19 protein-coding genes and 1 other annotated feature are annotated in these 20678 nt (G+C 24.8%); of the genes, 2 read left to right on the forward strand and 17 right to left on the reverse strand.

The window, feature by feature from the left end; translation table 11 throughout:
• Positions 1 to 219 precede the first annotated feature (219 nt).
• The 7 genes from BN1711_RS09280 to BN1711_RS09310 all read right to left on the reverse strand — a co-directional run bounded on the left by BN1711_RS09280 (position 220) and on the right by BN1711_RS09310 (position 9226).
• Positions 220 to 1464, reverse strand: a complete 1245-nt coding sequence (locus BN1711_RS09280; protein ID WP_050607876.1) for a DUF1015 domain-containing protein — start codon at positions 1462 to 1464, stop codon at positions 220 to 222.
• Positions 1442 to 2386, reverse strand: coding sequence for a D-2-hydroxyacid dehydrogenase (locus BN1711_RS09285; RefSeq protein WP_050607877.1), 945 nt, complete (start codon positions 2384 to 2386; stop codon positions 1442 to 1444). The genes BN1711_RS09280 and BN1711_RS09285 overlap by 23 nt, the downstream gene beginning before the upstream one ends.
• A gap of 23 nt (positions 2387 to 2409) precedes the next feature.
• Positions 2410 to 3480, reverse strand: coding sequence for a pyridoxal-phosphate-dependent aminotransferase family protein (locus tag BN1711_RS09290; protein WP_050607878.1), 1071 nt, complete (start codon positions 3478 to 3480; stop codon positions 2410 to 2412).
• 211 nt (positions 3481 to 3691) lie between these two features.
• Positions 3692 to 3901: a binding site (T-box leader), on the reverse strand.
• 97 nt (positions 3902 to 3998) lie between these two features.
• Positions 3999 to 5330: a magnesium transporter gene (mgtE, locus tag BN1711_RS09295; RefSeq protein ID WP_050607879.1), complete on the reverse strand. Its 1332-nt coding sequence runs from the start codon at positions 5328 to 5330 to the stop codon at positions 3999 to 4001.
• A 265-nt stretch (positions 5331 to 5595) separates the two neighbouring features.
• Positions 5596 to 6420, reverse strand: coding sequence for a hypothetical protein (locus tag BN1711_RS09300; protein ID WP_050607880.1), 825 nt, complete (start codon positions 6418 to 6420; stop codon positions 5596 to 5598).
• Positions 6421 to 6658: 238 nt separating this feature from the next.
• Positions 6659 to 8608, reverse strand: coding sequence for a sensor histidine kinase (locus BN1711_RS09305; RefSeq protein WP_050607881.1), 1950 nt, complete (start codon positions 8606 to 8608; stop codon positions 6659 to 6661).
• Between the two features lie 207 nt (positions 8609 to 8815).
• Complete coding sequence (locus BN1711_RS09310) at positions 8816 to 9226, reverse strand: CBS domain-containing protein (RefSeq protein ID WP_050607882.1); 411 nt, start codon at positions 9224 to 9226, stop codon at positions 8816 to 8818.
• 237 nt (positions 9227 to 9463) lie between these two features.
• Here BN1711_RS09310 and BN1711_RS09315 point away from each other — a divergent pair, with 237 nt between their 5' ends.
• Positions 9464 to 10450, forward strand: a complete 987-nt coding sequence (locus BN1711_RS09315; RefSeq protein ID WP_050607883.1) for a biotin--[acetyl-CoA-carboxylase] ligase — start codon at positions 9464 to 9466, stop codon at positions 10448 to 10450.
• A 66-nt stretch (positions 10451 to 10516) separates the two neighbouring features.
• On the forward strand, positions 10517 to 10972 hold the full coding sequence (gene mscL, locus BN1711_RS09320) for a large conductance mechanosensitive channel protein MscL (protein WP_050607884.1): 456 nt from the start codon (positions 10517 to 10519) through the stop codon (positions 10970 to 10972).
• A gap of 173 nt (positions 10973 to 11145) precedes the next feature.
• Here mscL and BN1711_RS09325 read toward each other — a convergent pair whose 3' ends face one another.
• The 10 genes from BN1711_RS09325 to BN1711_RS09370 all read right to left on the reverse strand — a co-directional run bounded on the left by BN1711_RS09325 (position 11146) and on the right by BN1711_RS09370 (position 20257).
• A complete protein-coding gene (locus tag BN1711_RS09325) occupies positions 11146 to 12621 on the reverse strand; it encodes a hypothetical protein (protein ID WP_129582154.1) in 1476 nt (491 codons plus the stop codon).
• A 390-nt stretch (positions 12622 to 13011) separates the two neighbouring features.
• The gene (locus BN1711_RS09330; protein ID WP_050607886.1) at positions 13012 to 13719 is read right to left on the reverse strand and encodes a hypothetical protein; all 708 of its coding nucleotides are present in this window, start codon (positions 13717 to 13719) and stop codon (positions 13012 to 13014) included.
• A 34-nt stretch (positions 13720 to 13753) separates the two neighbouring features.
• Positions 13754 to 14650, reverse strand: coding sequence for an ABC transporter ATP-binding protein (locus BN1711_RS09335; RefSeq protein ID WP_050607887.1), 897 nt, complete (start codon positions 14648 to 14650; stop codon positions 13754 to 13756).
• A gap of 378 nt (positions 14651 to 15028) precedes the next feature.
• Complete coding sequence (locus BN1711_RS09340) at positions 15029 to 15625, reverse strand: LysO family transporter (RefSeq protein ID WP_050607888.1); 597 nt, start codon at positions 15623 to 15625, stop codon at positions 15029 to 15031.
• Position 15626: 1 nt separating this feature from the next.
• Positions 15627 to 15908, reverse strand: coding sequence for a LysO family transporter (locus BN1711_RS09345; protein WP_050607889.1), 282 nt, complete (start codon positions 15906 to 15908; stop codon positions 15627 to 15629).
• Between the two features lie 73 nt (positions 15909 to 15981).
• Positions 15982 to 16302, reverse strand: coding sequence for a thioredoxin family protein (locus tag BN1711_RS09350; protein ID WP_050607890.1), 321 nt, complete (start codon positions 16300 to 16302; stop codon positions 15982 to 15984).
• A 33-nt stretch (positions 16303 to 16335) separates the two neighbouring features.
• Entirely contained in the window at positions 16336 to 17355 is a 1020-nt protein-coding gene (locus BN1711_RS09355; RefSeq protein WP_050607891.1) for an ABC transporter ATP-binding protein, read from the reverse strand.
• An 11-nt stretch (positions 17356 to 17366) separates the two neighbouring features.
• Positions 17367 to 18173 (reverse strand): ABC transporter permease, encoded by an 807-nt coding sequence (locus BN1711_RS09360; protein ID WP_050607892.1) that lies wholly within the window; start codon positions 18171 to 18173, stop codon positions 17367 to 17369.
• Between the two features lie 21 nt (positions 18174 to 18194).
• Positions 18195 to 19055, reverse strand: coding sequence for an ABC transporter permease (locus tag BN1711_RS09365; RefSeq protein WP_050607893.1), 861 nt, complete (start codon positions 19053 to 19055; stop codon positions 18195 to 18197).
• A 2-nt stretch (positions 19056 to 19057) separates the two neighbouring features.
• Positions 19058 to 20257 carry an ABC transporter substrate-binding protein gene (locus BN1711_RS09370; RefSeq protein ID WP_423243710.1) on the reverse strand — a complete coding sequence of 400 codons (1200 nt, stop codon included), beginning with the start codon at positions 20255 to 20257 and terminating at the stop codon, positions 19058 to 19060.
• Positions 20258 to 20678: the final 421 nt, after the last annotated feature.

Genomic DNA, 20678 nt, shown 5'->3' on the forward strand with positions numbered 1-20678 from the left:
TCATTACAAAATGTACCATTTATCCATTTTACATATATTATTATTCATTATTTATATATTTATTCAATAGAAATTTCATTGTTTTTAAATATATTATTCTAAAGAACAAAAGCATCTTAATTTTAATCTCCATTTTATAAAAAACAGTCTTATTATTTTAACTATATACTATAAAAAATCTTGGCATTTTAGATGCTTTTATTTTAATATAATTACTTACTAAAATTCATGAATAAACAATCCACTCCTTAATTTTGGTTCAAACCAAGTAGATTTAGGAGGCATAACTTCTCCTTCATCTGCTATTCCCATAAGTTCTTCTACTGAAGTTGGATACATGGAGAAGGCTACTCCTTTCCCTTGAGCATCTATAATTTTTTCAAGTTCTTTAAGCCCCCTTATTCCACCCACAAAATCTATTCTATTATCTTTCCTCGGATCTTGGATTTTTAAAATTGGATAAAGTAAATTATTCTGTAATATGGATACGTCTAAACTTCCAACTATATCTTCTTTATCAAAGGTTCCTTCCCTAGCCTTTAATTCATACCATTTATTATTTATATACATTCCAAAATAATGTTTTTTTTCAGGTTTATATGGCTTGTTTTCTTTATACAAATTTACATGAAATTTTTCTTTTATTTTTTCTATAAGTTCCTTTCCACTATAATTTAAAGTATCTTTTAATACCCTATTATAATCCATTACTTTTAAGCTATCATGAGGAAATAGTACTGCTAAAAAGAAATTGAATTCTTCCTCTCCTGTATAATTTTTTAATTCTTTTCTCTTATTTAATGCAACATTTACTGCTGAAGCTGCCCTATGATGGCCATCAGCTATATAAACCTCTGGTACATTTTCAAACTCTTTACATATTCTATATGTTAAATCTTCTTCATCTATTTTCCATATAGTATGTTTAACTTTATCCTCTGCTTGAAAATTATACAAAGGTTCATTTTTCTCACATTCTTTCATCATGTTATCTATGAAATTATTATATTTATAAGTTAGAAATATTGGACCTGTATGAGCTTTAACTATAGCTACATGATTAGTTCTATCTATTTCTTTTTCTTCTCTAGTTTTTTCGTGTTTTTTTATAACATTATTTAAATAATCATCTACAGATACACAACCTACAATACCTGTTTGAATAACTTCTCCCATCTGAATTTTATATATATATAAGCACTTCTTATCCTCTTTTATAAATATTTCTTTTTTTATCATATTTTCTAAGTTATCCTTAGCCTTTTCATAAACCATTCTATCATATAAATCCACATATTCTGGAAGATCTATTTCCGCCTTATCTATATGAAGAAAAGAATAGGGGTTTTTTACTACATTTTCTTTAGCTTCATAGCTATTTAAAACATCATAAGGAAGTGCTGCAACTTTATTCTCATATCCATTTTTAGGTCTTATAGCTTTAAATGATCTCAGTATTGTCATGTTCTTTTCCTCCCATTTCAAAGAAATTTTCTACTACCTCTATTATTTCCTCCCCAATTCTTCTTTGAGCCTCTTTAGTTGATGCTCCTATATGAGGAGTTACACTTACTCTTTCGTGATTTATAAGTTCCCTATTAGGATTAGGCTCTCTCTCAAATACATCTAGAGCCGCACCCTCTACTTTTCCTGAATTTAATGCTGTAAGCAAAGCCATCTCATCTAAAACCCCGCCTCTTGCACAATTTATTATATAAACCCCATCTTTCATCATTTCTAATTCTTCTTGTCCAATTAAATATTTCTTATCTTTATTTAAAGGTACATGAATAGATATATAATCGGAAACTTTTAATAAATCCTTAAAACTAAAATACTTAAATTCTTTAAATTCCGTACATTCTCCTAATAAGTCATAATAAATTACATTCATTCCTAATGCATTAGCTCTTTTAGCAACCTCCCTAGCTATTCTTCCAAAACCAACAAGACCTAGAGTCTTTCCATAAATTTCGGTACCCTTATATCTTTTTTTCTCCCACTTTCCTTCAATCATAGTAACATTAGATTCATTTATAAATCTACTTATACAAAATATGTGTCCCATGGTAAGTTCTGCTACAGATATACTACTAGCTTTAGGTGTATTTAAAACTCTTACACCTTTTTCTTTTGCATAATCTATATCAATGTTATCTACACCTACACCAGCTCTTACTACTAATTTTAAGTTTCCTTTTATTCCTTCATCTATTAAATCCTCAGTAATTTTAGTAGCTGATCTTACTATTACAGCATCAAAATTCTTAATTTTATTTTTAAGCTCCTCTTTCTCATAATGTTTGTCTACTACTAAGCATCCTTTATTTCTTAATATATCTATTGCATTTTTATCTATTCCATCGCAAACAAGTATATTTAACATAAAATTATCCTCCTTTAAATCTGTTAAAATCCTAAAATATCATCTATGTTATATAATAATCCTTTTATATCTGCTAAAGTACACTGACCCATATGAGCTATTCTAAAAGTTTTATCTTTTAATTTTCCATAACCATTAGATATTGTAAAACCTCTTTCCCCTAATTTATTATTTAAATCAGTTATATTTATATTTCTTATATTTTCTATATTAGTTAGTGTATTTGATAGATATTTTTCATCCCCATAAATTTTAAATCTATCTTTAGCCCACTTTCTAACATATGTGGCCATTTGTATATGCCTTTCATATCTATTCTCTAGGCCTTCGTCTAAAATTTTATCTAATCTATAATCTAAAGCATACATATGTGATATTGATGGCGTAGAAGGATATTGATAATTTTTCTTTTGCACATATTTATATAAAGAAAGTAAATCTAAATAGTATCCTCTATTAGGAATAGTTTCAGCTCTTTTTATAGCTTTTTGTGAAAAAGAGCACATAGCTATTCCTGGTGGCAGCGCTAGAGCTTTTTGACTAGAAGTTATACATATATCAATTCCTAATTTATCCACCTCTATTTTAGTTCCTGCCATAGAACTTACACAGTCTAGTGACCATACAATCTCAGGATATTTTTTAATTACCTCTGACATTTCTTCTATTGGATTCATAATTCCTGTTGATGTTTCGTTATGGGTTATAAATACTGCATCATATTTTCCTGTAGCTAAAATCCTATCTATTTCTGTTTTATCTATAGCTTCACCCCAAGGCACTTCATATAGATCTACAGGAACATTATTAGCTTTAGCTATTTCATACCACCTTTTGCCGAATGCCCCTATAGAAAAAACTATAGCTCTTTTAGCTGTAGTTGAGCGAATTGTCCCTTCTAAAAGTCCTGTACCTGAAGATGTAGACAATAGTATTTGTTCCTTTGTAAAAAATACTTTTTTTAATTTATCACTAATACTCTTTTGAAGTATAGATGCATCTTTAGTTCTATGACCTATCATTAAATTTGACATTTTTTCCAATACATCTTTTTCCACTTCTACTGGTCCTGGTATAAATAATTTTTTATGCATATTAATTCCTCCTGCTTATTTGTAATATTGTTATTTTTCTGATTTTTATTTCTATATTTTATTAAGTTAAATTTATAAAGTTATACCCTCATAAAGATTAAAATTTAAAAAATATATATTTTTTAAATTTATTTCACTGAACTTTATTACATATAAAAACTTTTCTTCATTTTTATGTAAGTATTCGACCAATAAAAAAGTCAATCGCCCTCTTAGGGACGATTGACTCGCGTTGCCACCCTTTTTAACCATACTATATTTACAAATAATATGATTCTCTCAATTATATAACGGTTTTATCCGAATTACTTATCGCAATTACCTCCAGGGTGGATTCACTAAAATATGAAGTATCAGCTTACAGCAAACACTGACTCTCTTTAACTTATATCCAAGTTACTATTCCTATCATTGGCAGCTATTAAATTTTTTCAAAACTCAATTTTAAATGTTGAGTTTATTATAAAATCAATAGGATTTACTGTCAACAACAAGATTCTGAAATTTTTTATAGTATTTTATATTCCAAGTAGCGTAGTTGCAATGGAAAAATAAATAAATAGTGCTACGGCATCTACTATAGTTGTAATTAATGGACTTGCCATTATCGCTGGATCTAACTTAAACTTCTTAGCTATTATAGGTAAAACTCCACCTACCACCTTTGCTAAAATCACTGTAAAGAATAAACTTGTACATACAGTAATAGATATTAAAAAGTTTACCCCTTCAAAATAATAAATTCTTAGGAAATTAAATATTGATAATACCAATCCTACTATAATACTAACTCTAAATTCTTTCCAAACTACTCTAAACATATCTTTTATCTTTATTTCTCCTAAAGCAAGACCTCTTATTATTAAGGTTGAAGATTGGGAGCCTGCATTACCACCTGTATCCATAAGCATAGGTATAAATGATGCTAAAATTACTACTGATTGAAGAGTGTCTTGATATCTTCTAATTATATTTCCTGTAAAAGTGGCAGACACCATAAGTACTAAAAGCCATATTATTCTATGCTTTGCTAAAGTCATAACTCCAGTATTTAAATATTCTTCTTCTGAAGGCTCCATAGCAGCCATTTTATGAAAATCCTCTGTATTTTCTTGATCTATTATATCAACTATATCATCTATAGTTATTATTCCTACTAATCTATGCTCTTTATCTACTACAGGCATAGATATTAAATCATATTTTTTAAATTGAGCTGCTACAAACTCTTGATCATCATAAGTATTAATATATATATAATTTCTAGTCATTATATTTTCTATTTTTTCACTTTTTTCACTAAGTATAAGCTTTCTTATAGATACAATTCCCTCTAATTTTCTACCATTATCTATAACATAACAAATATTTATTGTTTGCTTATCCACTCCAATTTTTCTTATACGTTCTAATGCTTGTTCTACAGTCATTTCTTTTTTTAAATCTACGTATTCTATTGTCATTAAGCTTCCTGCTGAATCTTCTTCATAATTTAAAAATTGATTAATAAGTTTTCTCTTATTTTCATCTGTATTTTTCAATATTTTTTTTACTATATTAGCAGGCATTTCTTCTAGTATATCTATTACATCATCAAAATATAATTCATCTAATATATTAACCTTTTCTTTATGTGTAATAGAGCTTATTATATATTTTTGTGCATAATTACTCATATAAGAAAATACATCTACTGCCCTGTCTTTTGGAAGTATTCTAAATAAAATCAACATTTTTTCTTGTTGAATTTCTTCTAATAAACTGGCAATATCAGCATTATTTAGCTTTATTAATTCATTTCTAGCCTCAACATATTTGCTGTCTTCTATAAGATCTAATATTCTTTCCATTTGTGGCCTCCTCCTTTTTATGCCACAAATTATACGAATAAATATAAAGATGGTATAATTGTGGCTTTACTATATTATTTTTTAAATTATAATTACAACCTTCAGGACTATAAGGTCCAGATTCCACAATCATCACCAACCTTTCACAATTTTATATATTTATATTAAAATTTTATAATTTTACTTACCTATTATAACACAAAATTATTAAAGAGGATGTATCTAATTAGTTTTAATACATCCTCTTTAATAAAACTTTATAATTTTAAGCTATGTTTTTTATAAAATTCGTAAAATTATTATATCCTATTTCCATATTTCCGCTATTTAACCTTATACAATTCTTTATTTCCCATATATTAATCTTATCCTTATATTTATCAAAATTATAATTTTCTCCTTGAGAATTTATTACTAATATATTTTTATAACCTCTATCTATTAATTGATTTATAGCTATTTCTCCATTTATCTCTGGTGTTATATAAGATTTACTTCTAACTTTCTTAGTAAATATCATAGGTTGCGCTATAACATTTAATAAAAGTGATTCTTTTTGTCTATATTCAAGTTTGTTAAATTCAAAACTCTTTTCAAACATAAATGGTAATGTGTAACAGCAAATCAAGCATTCCATGTTAAAATCATCACTATATAAAAGGTTTACATCACCATCATTAATTACTTTTAATAATGAATACCAAGAATATATACCGTCCTTACTTATTTTATTGCTCCAATTTTGGAAATTCTTTTTAAAAGATTTATTTATACAATGCATATCTAATAAATTTAAACATTCTTCTTTATTTAAAAATAATTTATCCTCTTGTGTTATCTTAAAAGTCATATTATCCATAGATTTATAATCTTTTCTAGCAAATAATATAGAGGTCAAGGCTCCTAATCCTATTCCTGTTGTTACAGTAAAATTTTCATAAAGCTTATTTTTCAATATAGCTTTAAATACCCCTGATTGATAAAATATATCATTCCCCAAAAAAACTATTGCTAAATCATTCTTCATGCTATCACCTCTATTAGTTTTATCTGTATATATTTTATCATATTTTTCTTTATATAAAAACATAATTTGTTATATAAATAACAATTTTTTCTTCAACTTATTTTTGACCATTACATTAATCTATAAACGAATGTATTTTTGTAACAGTTATAGTTATAATAATCAAACTTAATATATAAAATAAACCATTAAATCTTCTATCACTTTTATCCATAAGCTGTACCTCATTATTAATAAAATTCACCCTAATATATTGTATAAATTATCGGTATAAAGGTGCTTGTCTTAATATAATATATTCTTAAATTACATCGGAAAATTCAATATTAGCATTCTTTATGATGTAACTTTTTTCAAATTCATCTATTATATATTGTTCTTCACTGACTGTTTTAGATGGAATTTCTATTATAATTTCCGTTCCTTTATTTTCTTCACTTATTAAACCTATTTGCCCCTTATGAATATCTACCATTGATTTTACTAAAGATAATCCTATACCACTTCCCTGAGATTTTGATGTATTGTTAGGAGCTTGTACAAATCTTTTAAATATATCCTTTTGCAGACTAGAAGGTATGCCTATGCCATTATCTTTTACAGAAATGCTCACTTTATCTTTCTTATCTGTAATTTCCACCAAAATTTTTCCTAATCCATCTTTTTTATACTTAACAGAATTAGATATTAAATTTAATATTATTCTTTCCATCATATCTTTATCACAAGCTACTACCTTTTCTTCTACATCTGTGTCAAAAATTATATTGAGATTATTATCATACACATATGGACAAACAGATGTAACTACACTTTCAACTAATTCTACTATATTTATATTTTTCAAGTTAGGTTTATAATATCCCTCTTCTATCTTTGTAGAATCTATTAAATTATTTATAATTCTTAAGAGTCTATAGCAATTTTGTTTTATAATATTCATGTATTTTTTTAAAAAATCATCTTTTTTATTTTCTAAATTTATATCCATAACCTGTATAGCTGAATAAATAACATTTATAGGTGTTCTAAGCTCATGAGATAAATCAGCAAAAAACTCCATCTTAAACTTATTTTCTTCCTTTATATTTCTACACTCTTGTTCTAAGGTTTCTAATTTGTTTAAAACAGTATTATTCTTTATATAAATACACATATAGTTTTTTTCAGATAGCTCTATATTAAATATGGTTAAATCTACATCTAGACTAGTTCCATCTTCTAAAATCATAGTTTGATGTTTATAATTCATTATTTTTTGTTCGTTATTTTGTGAATTCATTAATTCACTTATAAAAATTTCATTATTACACTTATCCTCTGGAAAATATTTTAACATACTTCTATTTTTATTTATGAATTTACTACCATTTTTATTAACATAACATATTTCATCTTTTTTACTTATTATTAAAGGTATTTCTATACTATCAATAAATCTTTTACATTGTTCTTTTTCATCTTTAAATAAATTTATATTCTTAATATCTAAAATATAACTTTCATTTAAAAAATATTTATATATAATTAAATAGGAAAAATAGTTTAGCAAACTTATATACATAATAAATTTATAACTATTTACACTATAAGACCATAATATACTATTACAAAATAAATTTATTGTTGAAAAGCACATTAATATATCATATAAATTTTTATTCATTATTTTTTTAATTTTAACTAGATATAAAATTAATATTAAACTTAATAAAGTTAATACTACCCCATTAGAATTTATTATTTGATAAAATCTATAACTATTAGTGTTAATTTTTGATATATTTCTTGAAAAACTTATACATATGAAAAACAATGTAATAAAACTGTAGTTTAATAACATAACTTTATTATTTACATCTCTTCCAATAACTTTTATACAATATATAATAAATATAATTTTCATGTAACTCTCTATTACAATAAATAATAACTCAATTGATTTTTTGTAATATAAAAATTTATATATATATACCGTAGAAATAAATTTAAAAATCATAATAAATATTAAAGCTGCTCCTAAATATTTTAAGAATTTATCTTTTCTGTTTATTCTATTTGTAAAATAATCCATACTAATAGAAAGAAGTAATAATAGATTAATAATACTTATCCCTGTTTTATGATAACAATTGCAATTTAGACAATTAGCAATAACTCTAATTATAAGAATAATTGCCATCATCAAGAAAATTTTAAAATATAAGTCTTTTTCATTGTACATCTTACGTGAAAATGTAGAATTTTCCATATTTACAACCCCTTTAATACATAAGAATAACTATAAGTTAATTTTTAAATTTTTATATGTATTGTTTGTTATATCCTATTTCTTATATTCTACATAATATATAATTAACCTTTATTTTTTCCAAAAATTAACTTAATATTTCAAAAATATATTAATAAATAAAAAAGCTATGAAATTATACATTTTAAACTTCATAGCTTTAACCTTTTATTTATCTTCTTTTACAAATTTATAACAATAATTTATAATATCGCTTCTTTTTATTATACCTATAAAAACATTATTATCATCTACAACTGGTACAAAATTCTGATTTATAGATAAAGATATTAAATTTTCTATATGTGCATCTATACTAACAGGCTTATTAAAAGTATGTCTTGAAACTTCTTTTAATGGTATTTTACTTGTGTCCTTAAAATTCAAATCAGGAGAATTTTTCATTTTCCAAAGTAAATCTCCCTCTGTTAAAGTTCCTACATACTTTCCAGCATCATCTATTAAAGGAATGGCAGTATATCTATGATATTCCATTCTCTCTAATGCCTGCCTCATAGAAGCGTTTAAATTTTCATAAATTACGTCCGATTTTGGCGTAAGAAAAAAAGCTATATTCATATTTTTTCCCTTCCATAATTAATAATTATATTTATACTAATATTAATAAAGTTATTTTCTTTATTAATATTTATAATTCTATATTTTTTTCTAAATTCCTATTTTTATTTTATTTGTTCATCTATAATTTACTTTTTATTAACAATCTTTATTTTAATATAGTATAATTATATAATTATATTTGTCTATTATCTATAATATAACTATAATTATTTATTATCTAAGGAGGAAATCAATTTGAAGGAATCTATATTAAATATGTTAAAAGATAGTTCTGACACATTTATTTCAGGTCAATATATTAGTGAAAAATTAGGTGTTAGTAGAACTGCTATTTGGAAATATATAAATCAATTAAAGAACGATGGATATAAAATAGAATCTGTTTCTAAAAAGGGTTATAAACTAATTTATTCCCCTGATCTATTAACCTTTGAAGAAATCCACCCTTTACTAACCACGAGTTACATAGGTAATAGAATATTATATTTTGATTCTATTACTTCTACTAATGATAAAGCAAAAGAATTGGCCTTAAATAATTATCCTCATGGAAGTGTAATTATAGCTGAAGAACAAACTAACGGTAGAGGGCGACTTGGGCGTAGCTGGATTTCACCTAAATATAAAGGAATATGGATGTCCATAATTTTAAGACCTAATATAAATACTTTAGATGTGCCTAAGGTTACCCAAGTAACTGCTGCTGCTGTAGAAAAATCTTTATTAAATATGAATTTGAAAACTTACATAAAATGGCCTAATGACATAATACTTAATAGTAAAAAAATATGTGGAATATTAACAGAAATGAGTGGAGAAATAAATAACGTAAATTATGTAGTAGTGGGCATAGGTATAAATGCCAACTTAGATGTTGAGGATTTAGATGGTGATTTAAAAGAAAAAGCAACCTCTATAAAAATAGAAGAAAATAAATCTATAAAAAGAAAATTATTAGTAGCACATATTTTAAATAATTTTGAAACACTATACAATGATCTTATAAACTTTAATAATATAGAGAGTTCTATACATATATGTAAAGAAAACTCAATCCTTATAGGCAAAAATATAAAAATTATGAGTAGAAAAACTATAACTCTTGCTAAAGCATTGAGCTTAAATGAAAATGGTGAGCTTATAGTACAATATGAAAATGGTAAAATAGTTAAAGTTAATTCAGGCGAAGTATCTATAAGAGGAGAAAATGGTTATATATAAATAGAAGTATTAAGTTATATATTTTTAAAATATTAATTTTATTTAACACAAGAGAGGAGAACTAAAATGTGGGATGAATTTAAAAAATTTTCAATGAAAGGTAATGTAATTGATTTAGCTATTGGTGTTGTCATAGGTGGTGCTTTTGGTAAAATTGTATCTTCCCTTGTTAATGACATTATTATGCCTTTAGTAGGCAGACTTGTTGGAAAAGTTGATTTTTCTAATCTATACATAAATTTAAGTGGAACACATTATAATTCCCTTCAAGAAGCTAAAGCAGCTGGTGCAGCCACTATTAATTATGGTATATTTTTAAATAACGTAATTAATTTTTTGATTATATCTTTTTCAATATTTCTAGTAATAAAACAATTTACTAAAGTAAAAGAAATTACAGGAAAAAAAGAAGAACAAAAAACTCTAGTTAAGACTTGCCCTTACTGTTATACTGAAATTCATGTCGATGCCACTAGGTGTCCTAATTGTACTTCAGTTTTAAATGAAGAAATAACTCAATAAAATTAAAACTAACCTGTTAAATAAAAAGGTGGAAAATTAATAAATGCTAAAGTTGTAAACTAATTTTCCACTTTTAGTTTCTTAAAATTTTATATATTTTTTAATTACTAAATTAACCTTATTATTTTAGATACTCTCATATTTTAATATATATAAATGCTTTTCTGAATACTTTATCTTTTATTGAAATATTTCATCTGATCCTTTGCTATTTTTATTCCAACATATTTACTATATATTTTTTCTATCTCATTATTATCAATATAAGAATCTCTATTTATTATTTCTCTAATAAATTCCATTCTTTTATTGTTATTCTCTATTAAAAACAATATTTTACCTGACAAGTATATGTAATCATCCTCTGTAGTTAATTCTCTTTCCTCCTTAGTTTTCTGTTTCATAATTCTAATATACTCATTTCCAAAACTATTATCATTATATATTGAAGGATATATAATTACTTGATTGATAAACTCCATCCATCCATCTTTTAATCTATTATCTCGTATAAACTTAAATCCTTTTTCATCTAAATATTTCTTAGAAAACATATCTCTAACTTTATATTCTCTTTCTTGTTCTAAATCTAATAATAATTCTATTTTAAAAGGAATAAAATTTTCTTCTAATTTAATATTATCATCTCTTAAATAAACTTGAAAATGTTCCTTACAATTATCACACTTAATATTTTTATCAATAATTTTTTTTATTTTATACCACAAGCAAAATAATTTTTCTGAATCTTTTTTTTCAATGTTTCTATACAACATCTGAGCTTTATTATTCTTTTTTATTTTCCAACTATTACTTTGACATGTACTAACATCTTCAAAAAAATTATCTATATTAATATGTTTTGTATCATATATCTTAGTAGCCAGTATCATACCATTTTTTACAGCTACAAAACTACCTTGTTTTCCATTTAAAAGTACATCTAAATCTTTTCTATTTAATGACCTAGTTTCTATAAGTAAAATTTTATTTTCTTTATTTAATGGATTATTTAATAAAATTCTATAGGAACTAACATTATATATGCCATGATCTTCTAATATTAGATCTCTTTTGTCTAAGCCCATATTTAACTTTAATTTATCTTTTATATTATTTATTAATCTAGAATCATATTTTGATATTACTATAATATTTTTGTCTTTATATTTTTCCAAAGAAACATTATCCTCTGTTAAAAAACTTATATTTTTACTTTTACAATAAGAAAATAATCTCTCATTTTGCTTGTCTATTATATAAACTGTTTCTTTATTATTGCTTATAATTTTACTAACTAAAGCTGATTTTTTATAGTCAATATATTTATTTCTCAAAATTATAATACTAAATATGATTAATGCTAAACCCGTTATCTTTAAAACACATCTTTTTATTTTTTTCTCATTAGAAATATACAATAAATTTATTAAAAATAATATTATAGATATTATTATCATAAAATATAAATTATTTATTATAATATGTTCCTTCAGTGTTAAATTAAATGAAGTTGCTAATATAGGACAATACTTTCCTAAAATGAAGTTTCCCCCTACAATCTGAAAAATAAAATATCCCATGGATACTCCATATCCCGTAATAGTATTTTTTGTTATATTGCTTATTAACAAGCCCAAAAGCGTCAAGAATATAGAATATAAAAAAATAATGATATAATGCTTTAAAAAAAGATCTCCCTTTAGGTGATTAGTAATCCAAGCTATAAAAAATAATGCCAATATTGTTAATTGACTTATAAAAAAAGATATAAAATACCTTAAAAATACAATTCTATAAATGGGGGTTCCGCTTAGTATTACAATTCCCTCCATTTTATTATCATATTCTTGTGACAAAACATTAGTACATAAAGCAATGGGAATGATTACAGATGTCAATTCTACAAATTCCCATAAATCAGCAAAAAGAATTAAAAATACACAAGTAATATAATATTATAGAAAATATTAAAGATTTATTTTTAATTTTTATAGAATACTTAATTTTTAATAGAACATTCATATCTTTTCCCCTTTTTAATAATTATTTGGATTACAATAAAGATTTGTACTAATAACAATAAATATTATTGCTATAACAAAATATATACTATCTATTGTTATAAGGTTTCGAATAAATTTATAATTACCACTTATAAAGTTCATAGAATATGTCAAATAAGAAGTGCTTGAAAATAGAGAAATTTTATCCAATATAAAAAATATAAATAAAGGTATAATTATAGAAATAACTGAATGTCTAAAAATTATATTTATTAAATTACTTAAAGAAGTAAAAAAAACAACTCTTGGAAATGAAAATAATAAAAACGTAGTAATAAATGTGTATATTGAATAAATATCCTTATAGTAAAATACAGGTAAAATAATAGTTATACTACTGCCTAGTAAAATACATTGTAAATAAAAGCAAATTGCTGTAAAAAATTTGCCCAGTCTATACTGAAATACAGAAATAGGATTTGTATTTATTATGATAAGAACATCGCTTTCCTTATCATAATAATATATAGAAAATATTATTAAGGGAATTAAATACATTCCAAGCAAAAATGATGTATCAAAATACCTTATAGCCGCCAATCTACTATTTTGTAAATTATCTTTTAATACAAAAAAATTTATAACAATTGGTAATATAGAAATTAATATTATTCCTAAAAAAAATATAATGTTTTCATTTAATCTTTTAAGTTCTTTTCTTAATACAATAAAAGACTTCATAAAAATTTTCCTCCTCCATGAATATCTACTTATATCAATCCCGCTTTATATCTTGCATAACGTGTAAATATGCATCTTCTAAATTAGGATATGATGCGTTAATATGAGGAGTATCCTCTAATTCTTTGGAATGAGCTAAAAATCTCACAATAGCTTTACCACATGTTCTCTTAATTGAAATAATTACATATTTATTTTTTAAATCTAATAACTCCTTTTTATTATTGATAATTTTTTCCCACACATAGCCTTCTGTATTTTTTATAAATTCATCTGGAGATCCTATAAATTTTAAATTACCATCTATCAATAAGCCTATCTTTTCACAGGAAGCAGATATATCTTCTACAATATGAGTGGATAAAATAACAATTCTATCCTGACTTAGCTCTACTAGCATGGTTCTGAACTTAATTCTTTCTTCTGGATCTAATCCCGCTGTAGGTTCATCTACAACTAAAACATAAGGATTTTTTATTATTGCTTGAGCTATACCTAAACGTCTTTTCATTCCGCCTGAAAATTTTCCAATCTTTTTATTTTTACTATCTAAGAGATTAACTTTATCAAGAGTATTATAAATAGTCCTCTGCCTAATTTTTCTTGTATTAATATTATTTAACAAGGCTATATAGTCTAAAAATTCATAAGCAGTCATCTCAGGATATATATTAAATTCTTGGGGTAGAAATCCTACTATTTTTCTTATATCCATTTTATTTTTTTTGATATCTAATCCACAAATATTTATTGTTCCACCTTTATCTGGTTCAATTAAAGTAGTAATAATTTTCATTAATGTAGACTTTCCCGCTCCATTATGTCCTAAAAGACCAAACATACCATTTTCTATCTCTAGATTAATATTTTTTAATATTTTTTTCTTATTATGGGTTTTACTAATATTTTTTATTGAAATAAAATTTTTCATTCTTCCCCTCCTTCAATACTGTTAAAAACTTTAATTATTTAATACACTCATTGTGTATTAATACTATTATGTGTATTAGTACTATTAGTACACATAAATCATAACTTTTTGTCCAATAAATGTCAATAACATTTTAAAAAATGGAAAATTAATACATGCTAAAGTTGTAAACTAATTTTCCACTTTTAGTTTCTTAAAATTTTATATATTTTTTAATTACTAACTTAAATATACCTATTAAATATTTATATATCCACACATATAAATCCAGTTAAATCTACTAATATATGTACTGTAATAAACAAAACAAAAACACTTTTAGTTGAACAGTGCAAAAGAAAATCAAAATAATAATGATAATATAATCTTATGGAATTTTTATATTGCATATAAAAAAGATATAATTACTGGAACAAAAGAACTTAACATTACTCCACTAATAAAAGCTGCTATAGTAACTTTAGGTGATGTAGATTTAGATATTACAGGTAATGTTGTATCCATAGAAGTAGCCCCTGCTGGTGCAATTGCGGTATAATGATTAAGCTTCCTTGCAACAAATGGAATAATTAATAAAGCTGTAATTTCTCTAAATACATTTGTCAAAAAAGCTATAGTTCCTATCTCTGCATTTTCTAAATTTGTAAGCATTACGGCGGATAAACTATACCAACCAAATCCTGCAGAGATAGATATACCTGATTTCAATGACATAGAACATATAAATGATGCAACAATTCCACCTATAATGCTTCCTACCGCTATAGAAATCGGTATCAAAATTAACTTTATTCCATTTTCTTTTATATCTGATACAAGATTTTTATTACTTCCTACATCAATTCCAACAAAAAGTATCAAAAGATTTAAAGCTACTGTAGATATAGTTTCTACAGTATTTATACTACTTTGAGGTACAAAATAATAACCAAAAAATGATCCCAATATAACAGTTATTAACATTATTAATGTCATATTATTCTTCCTCCCCCTCTTTTAAAAACTTTTCAGAAACAAAATAAAGTACAAACACACTAAACACTATAGCACTTATAGCAAAAATTAATGAGGTCCTTCCTATAGTTTTTATATTTTTTAATACAGATTTATTAGCTCCTATAGATGCTCCCATAAAAAATAATAAGAAAATAACACCTATTTGTTGCATATATCCATTTATCTTTTTACCCTTCTCTGAGAACTCCTTAAAACGTCCAATTAATATACCTATAATTAAAAATAGTAATATAGCCCACATACTTATTCCCCCTCATTTTAAGTTCCAATATGATTATATCAAAAAAGCTTAGATATCTGTGTAAATCTAAGCTTTAATTATTTAATAAATTATAATACCTATTTATCTTTTTCCTTAATTCTAAAATACTTGTATATCTACCCTCTCTTACAGTTTCTCTTCCTTCTATAAATAATAATATAGTTGGAACAGTAAATACACTATAATAAGAAGATATTTTAGGCGATATATCTATATTTATATAAAGAGTTTTTATATTTTTATACTCTTTATCTATTTCTCTTATCTTATCTTTTAAAACACTACAAACACTACATTTTTCTCCAGAATAAAAGTATATTATTAGCATATTATTTTCTTTTATTTGTTGGATTACATAATTTAATTCTTCCATTATGTCACCTCATATTTATAAATTTAAATAGTTTTATTTCAAAAATTTAGCCTTATGAAAATTTATATAAAAATATACCTTATCTCCTTTTCTAAATAATTTTTTAGAATAATCCATAACACTTAAATCACTATTTTTATAATGAATAACATAGTAAGATCTATCCCCTAAATATTTTACATTTGAAATATAACCCAAATATCCTTTTTCCTCTTTATTTAGTATGCTTATGTCTTCTGGATTTATTATGGCCTCTACTTCCCCTATTTTTTCAGTTTCTACACTAAATTCTCCTAAATCGCTATAGAATTTATTTTCTTTAATTATACCCTTTATAAAATTTCTCTCTCCAAAAAAATTTGCTACCTCTTTTGAATTAGGATTTTCATATATATCTTTAGGTTTACCATATTGAGCTATTTTCCCGTTAAACATTAATGCTATATTATCTGCCATCATTAATGCCTCTTCTTTATCATGAGTTACTAGTATGGTTGTTATTCCTATCTTTTTTTGAATATCTAATACTAATTCTCTTATGGTATTTTTAACATTAATGTCTAAACTAGTAAAAGGTTCATCTAACAGAAGTATCTTAGGTTCTATAGCTAAGGCCCTTCCTATAGCTACCCTTTGCTTTTGACCCCCAGATAAGTTATGGGTATACTTATGTTCCAATCCTCCTAATCTTAATAGATTTGTTATTTTATATACCTTATCTTTTATATAATCTTTATTTTTTCTTCTCATCTTTAATCCAAAAGCAATATTTTCATATACATTTAAGTGAGGAAATAAAGAATACTCCTGAAAAACTATAACTGCTTCTCTTTTTTCTGGTGGTATAGATTTCATAGATTTACCCCCTAGATACACTTCACCTGAATCCTCTTTTAAAAGACCAGCTATTATTTTTAATGTAGTACTTTTACCACAACCTGATGGTCCTAAAAGGCACATAAGTTCTCCCTTATCTACACTAAAATTAATATTATCTAAAATCTTTTTTTCATTAAAATCTTTTTTTAATGCTCTCACTTCTATCTGTTTCATTGTTATCCACCTTATATATTTAAAAATTTATCCGTTTTATAAAATTTCTTAATAGCTTTCTCTATAATAAATAAAAAAATTAAAGAAGTAATAATAAATATAACACTATAACTTGCAGCTATAGTTCTATCCCCACTTTGTATAAAAGGAAACATTAGTATAGGATAGGTTACTACTTGGCCTCCACCTATTAAGAAAGTTAAAAAATATTGACTAAAGGATATTATAAATACCATAAAACTTGCAGACATAATTCCTGGGGATATAATAGGTAGTGTAACATAAAAAAAACATTGAATTTTATTAGCACCTAATATACGTGCTTGCTGCTCCATAGAATTTCCTATTAATTCAAAAACATCTGTAAGTATTGTAACTGCATAAGGTATACAAGGAATTAAATGAATAATAACTACTCCTATAAATGTATTTGCAATATTTAATTTTATAAAAGCTACATGTATTCCTAGGGCTATAGAAATAGGTGGTATTATTATTGGTAATAAAATTATTAATTTTATTAAATTTTTCCCTTTAAACTGGTAAATCCCTAAAGCCTTAGCTGCAGGGATACTTATGTCAATGGTAATAAATGTAACTAAAACAGCTATTAAAACACTCCTAAGTAATACTTGTAAAGACCCACCTGTGGGATCTAACACATATTTGAAACCTCTTAGTCCTAAGTTCTTAGGAACTACATAAGGCCAACTCCAATTTTTTGCAAAACTCCATATAAATAATACCATTATAGGAAATACTACAAAAAATATAAAGGTATAAATAATTATAGAAAATACTAAATTATTTTTTTTCATACTAATTTGCCTTTCTGTTTTTTAACTATGTTTTTTAAAATAATAATAACATTTACTATACAAAAGTATTAAAAAAGAACATATTATTATTAATATCATATTTATAACCATAGCATAAGGTCTATTAACTAAATCTGGATTACTATATTCTATATAAGCTTTAACTGGTAAGGCTTTAGGTTTTGTAGATCCTAATAAATAAGGAACTTCAAATGCCCCAAAAGAAAATGAAAAAATTATAATAAAAGATGAAAGTATACTTGGCATTAACATAGGTAATATTACATAGAAAAAGGTTTGAAACTTACTTGCCCCTAAATTTAAAGCTGTCTCCCAAATTTTCTTATCTATATTACATATAACTGAGTAAACCACTAAAATAATAAACGGTATTTCTTTCCACATATATGTTAATATTATACCCACGCCATCTTTATCCATAATTAAATTAGGAAAAGAATTTTGAGATTTAATTAATCCCATGGAATATAAAATTCTTGGTACTATTCCATTTCTAGATAAAGTATTTATTATAAGAATAACTGCTATAGTGTGTGGTATTATTATTGGTATTTTGTATAATAAATTAACTATTCTATTTTTATTTTCCTTCTTATAAATGCAATAGGCTAAAATCACACCTAAAATTGTTGCAATTACTGATGAAACAATTGATATGTATAAACTAAAATTTAAGGAGGTTATAAACTCCGGAGACTTTATAACCTCTTTATAATATTTAAAAGTAATCTTCTCTAAACCAACTACAGGAAAATATCCTAAACTTTGAAGGAGACAAGATGTTATCCCTACAAATACAATAGAAATTATAACTATCAATACTGGAAGTAATAATATATATGGTTTAATTTTATTTTTCACTTTTAATTCTCCCCTGGTATATTTTCTTCCCATATTTTTTCTATTATAGGCACTAAACTAGCAGGCATTTCAGGTAATCTATGTTTAAATAATTCCTCTTGTGATAATGCACCCTTGCCAATTTTTATAGATTCTATTTCCTTCTTTTCTTTATCGCTTAATTTTTCATTACCAAATACAGGTAAATCACCCCAATTTTTAGGGTCATATTTTGATTTTTGCATTTCAAAACTTATAATAGTATTTATAGCAATCATGGCTCCAGGCTTATTTTGTGAATTAAATGGTATAGCTACAAAATGAGTATTACCTATATCCCCTTTATCAAATAAAGCTGTATAAGTATTTTTAGGGAACTGACCATTTTCTATCCTTTCACTTACTGAATTAGGATTATAAGTCATAGTATTTAAAACTTGTTTATCTGAATACATATTATCTAAAGCTGCAATATTAGCAGGATAAGTTTTTCCGTCATTTAAAAGATAAGGCTTTAATTCTTTTAAATAATCTATAGCTGGTTTTATTTCCTTTTCAACCAGTCCCTTATCTGGCTTCATATTTACGAATTTTTCATAACCTACTATATCATATATTATATTTCTTACAAATGCACTTCCTGTAAAATCTGGTGGTGCTGGATATGTAAATTTTCCTGGGTTCTTTTTTACAAACTCTAACAATTCTTTATGGTTTTTAGGAGCACTCGGCACTCTGTCTTTATCATATACCATAACAAATTGAGCTTTTCCATAAGGTACCTCATACCCATCTATGGAAACTCCAAAATCATATTTTACTTCTGGATCATCATTATTTATATATTTTTTCATATTAGGTAATTTGTTTGAAAAAGGACCGTATAATAACTTATTCTTTTTAGCAGTATAGAAGTTTTCACCATTTATCCAAACTACATCTATAGTTCCCTTTTCATTAGAAGCTTGCTTCTCTCCTACTAATTTATTTAATATATCATCTATATCCATAGGCACTCTTTTTAATGTAATATTATACTTTTGTTTAAGTTCTTTAGCTAGGTAATTATCAATCCACTTGTTAGTCTGCTCACTTCCACCCCATCCATAAAAATTAACAGTACTACCTTTAGCTTCTTCAACTATATGATTCCAATCTTGCTTTGTTAAATCATTTGAATTTAGATTTTCCTTTTTCCCACATGCTGTAAGTGACAACATCATAACTAGAAAAATAAAAAAAGATAAAATTTTTTTCAAATATATCACTCCTTTTAACAAAATCTTCAATTCAGTTTAGTATTATAACATATCTTTTCTTTATTCTCTATAAAAAGCATTATTTAATAATATTATATATAATCAATATTATATTACAGTATATTATTTGACACATCCTTAATATTTTATATGTAGATTAAATAAGCAAAATATATATTACTTAAATTTATTCTATTGACAAAATAATCAGAATATTTTATAATTTATTATGTGCTTTATATTTTACAAGGTACCTTATAAATTTAATAAGGACTTTAGTAAAACTTATATTATATTTTAGTAAAGATAGATTTTGAATCAAAACTTTTTAAGTTTGGTTACTAAATACTCTTTACTATTTTACTAAGATAACTTTAACGCATCC

This window comes from Clostridium niameyense (assembly GCF_001243045.1).
GTDB lineage: Bacteria > Bacillota > Clostridia > Clostridiales > Clostridiaceae > Clostridium_F > Clostridium_F niameyense.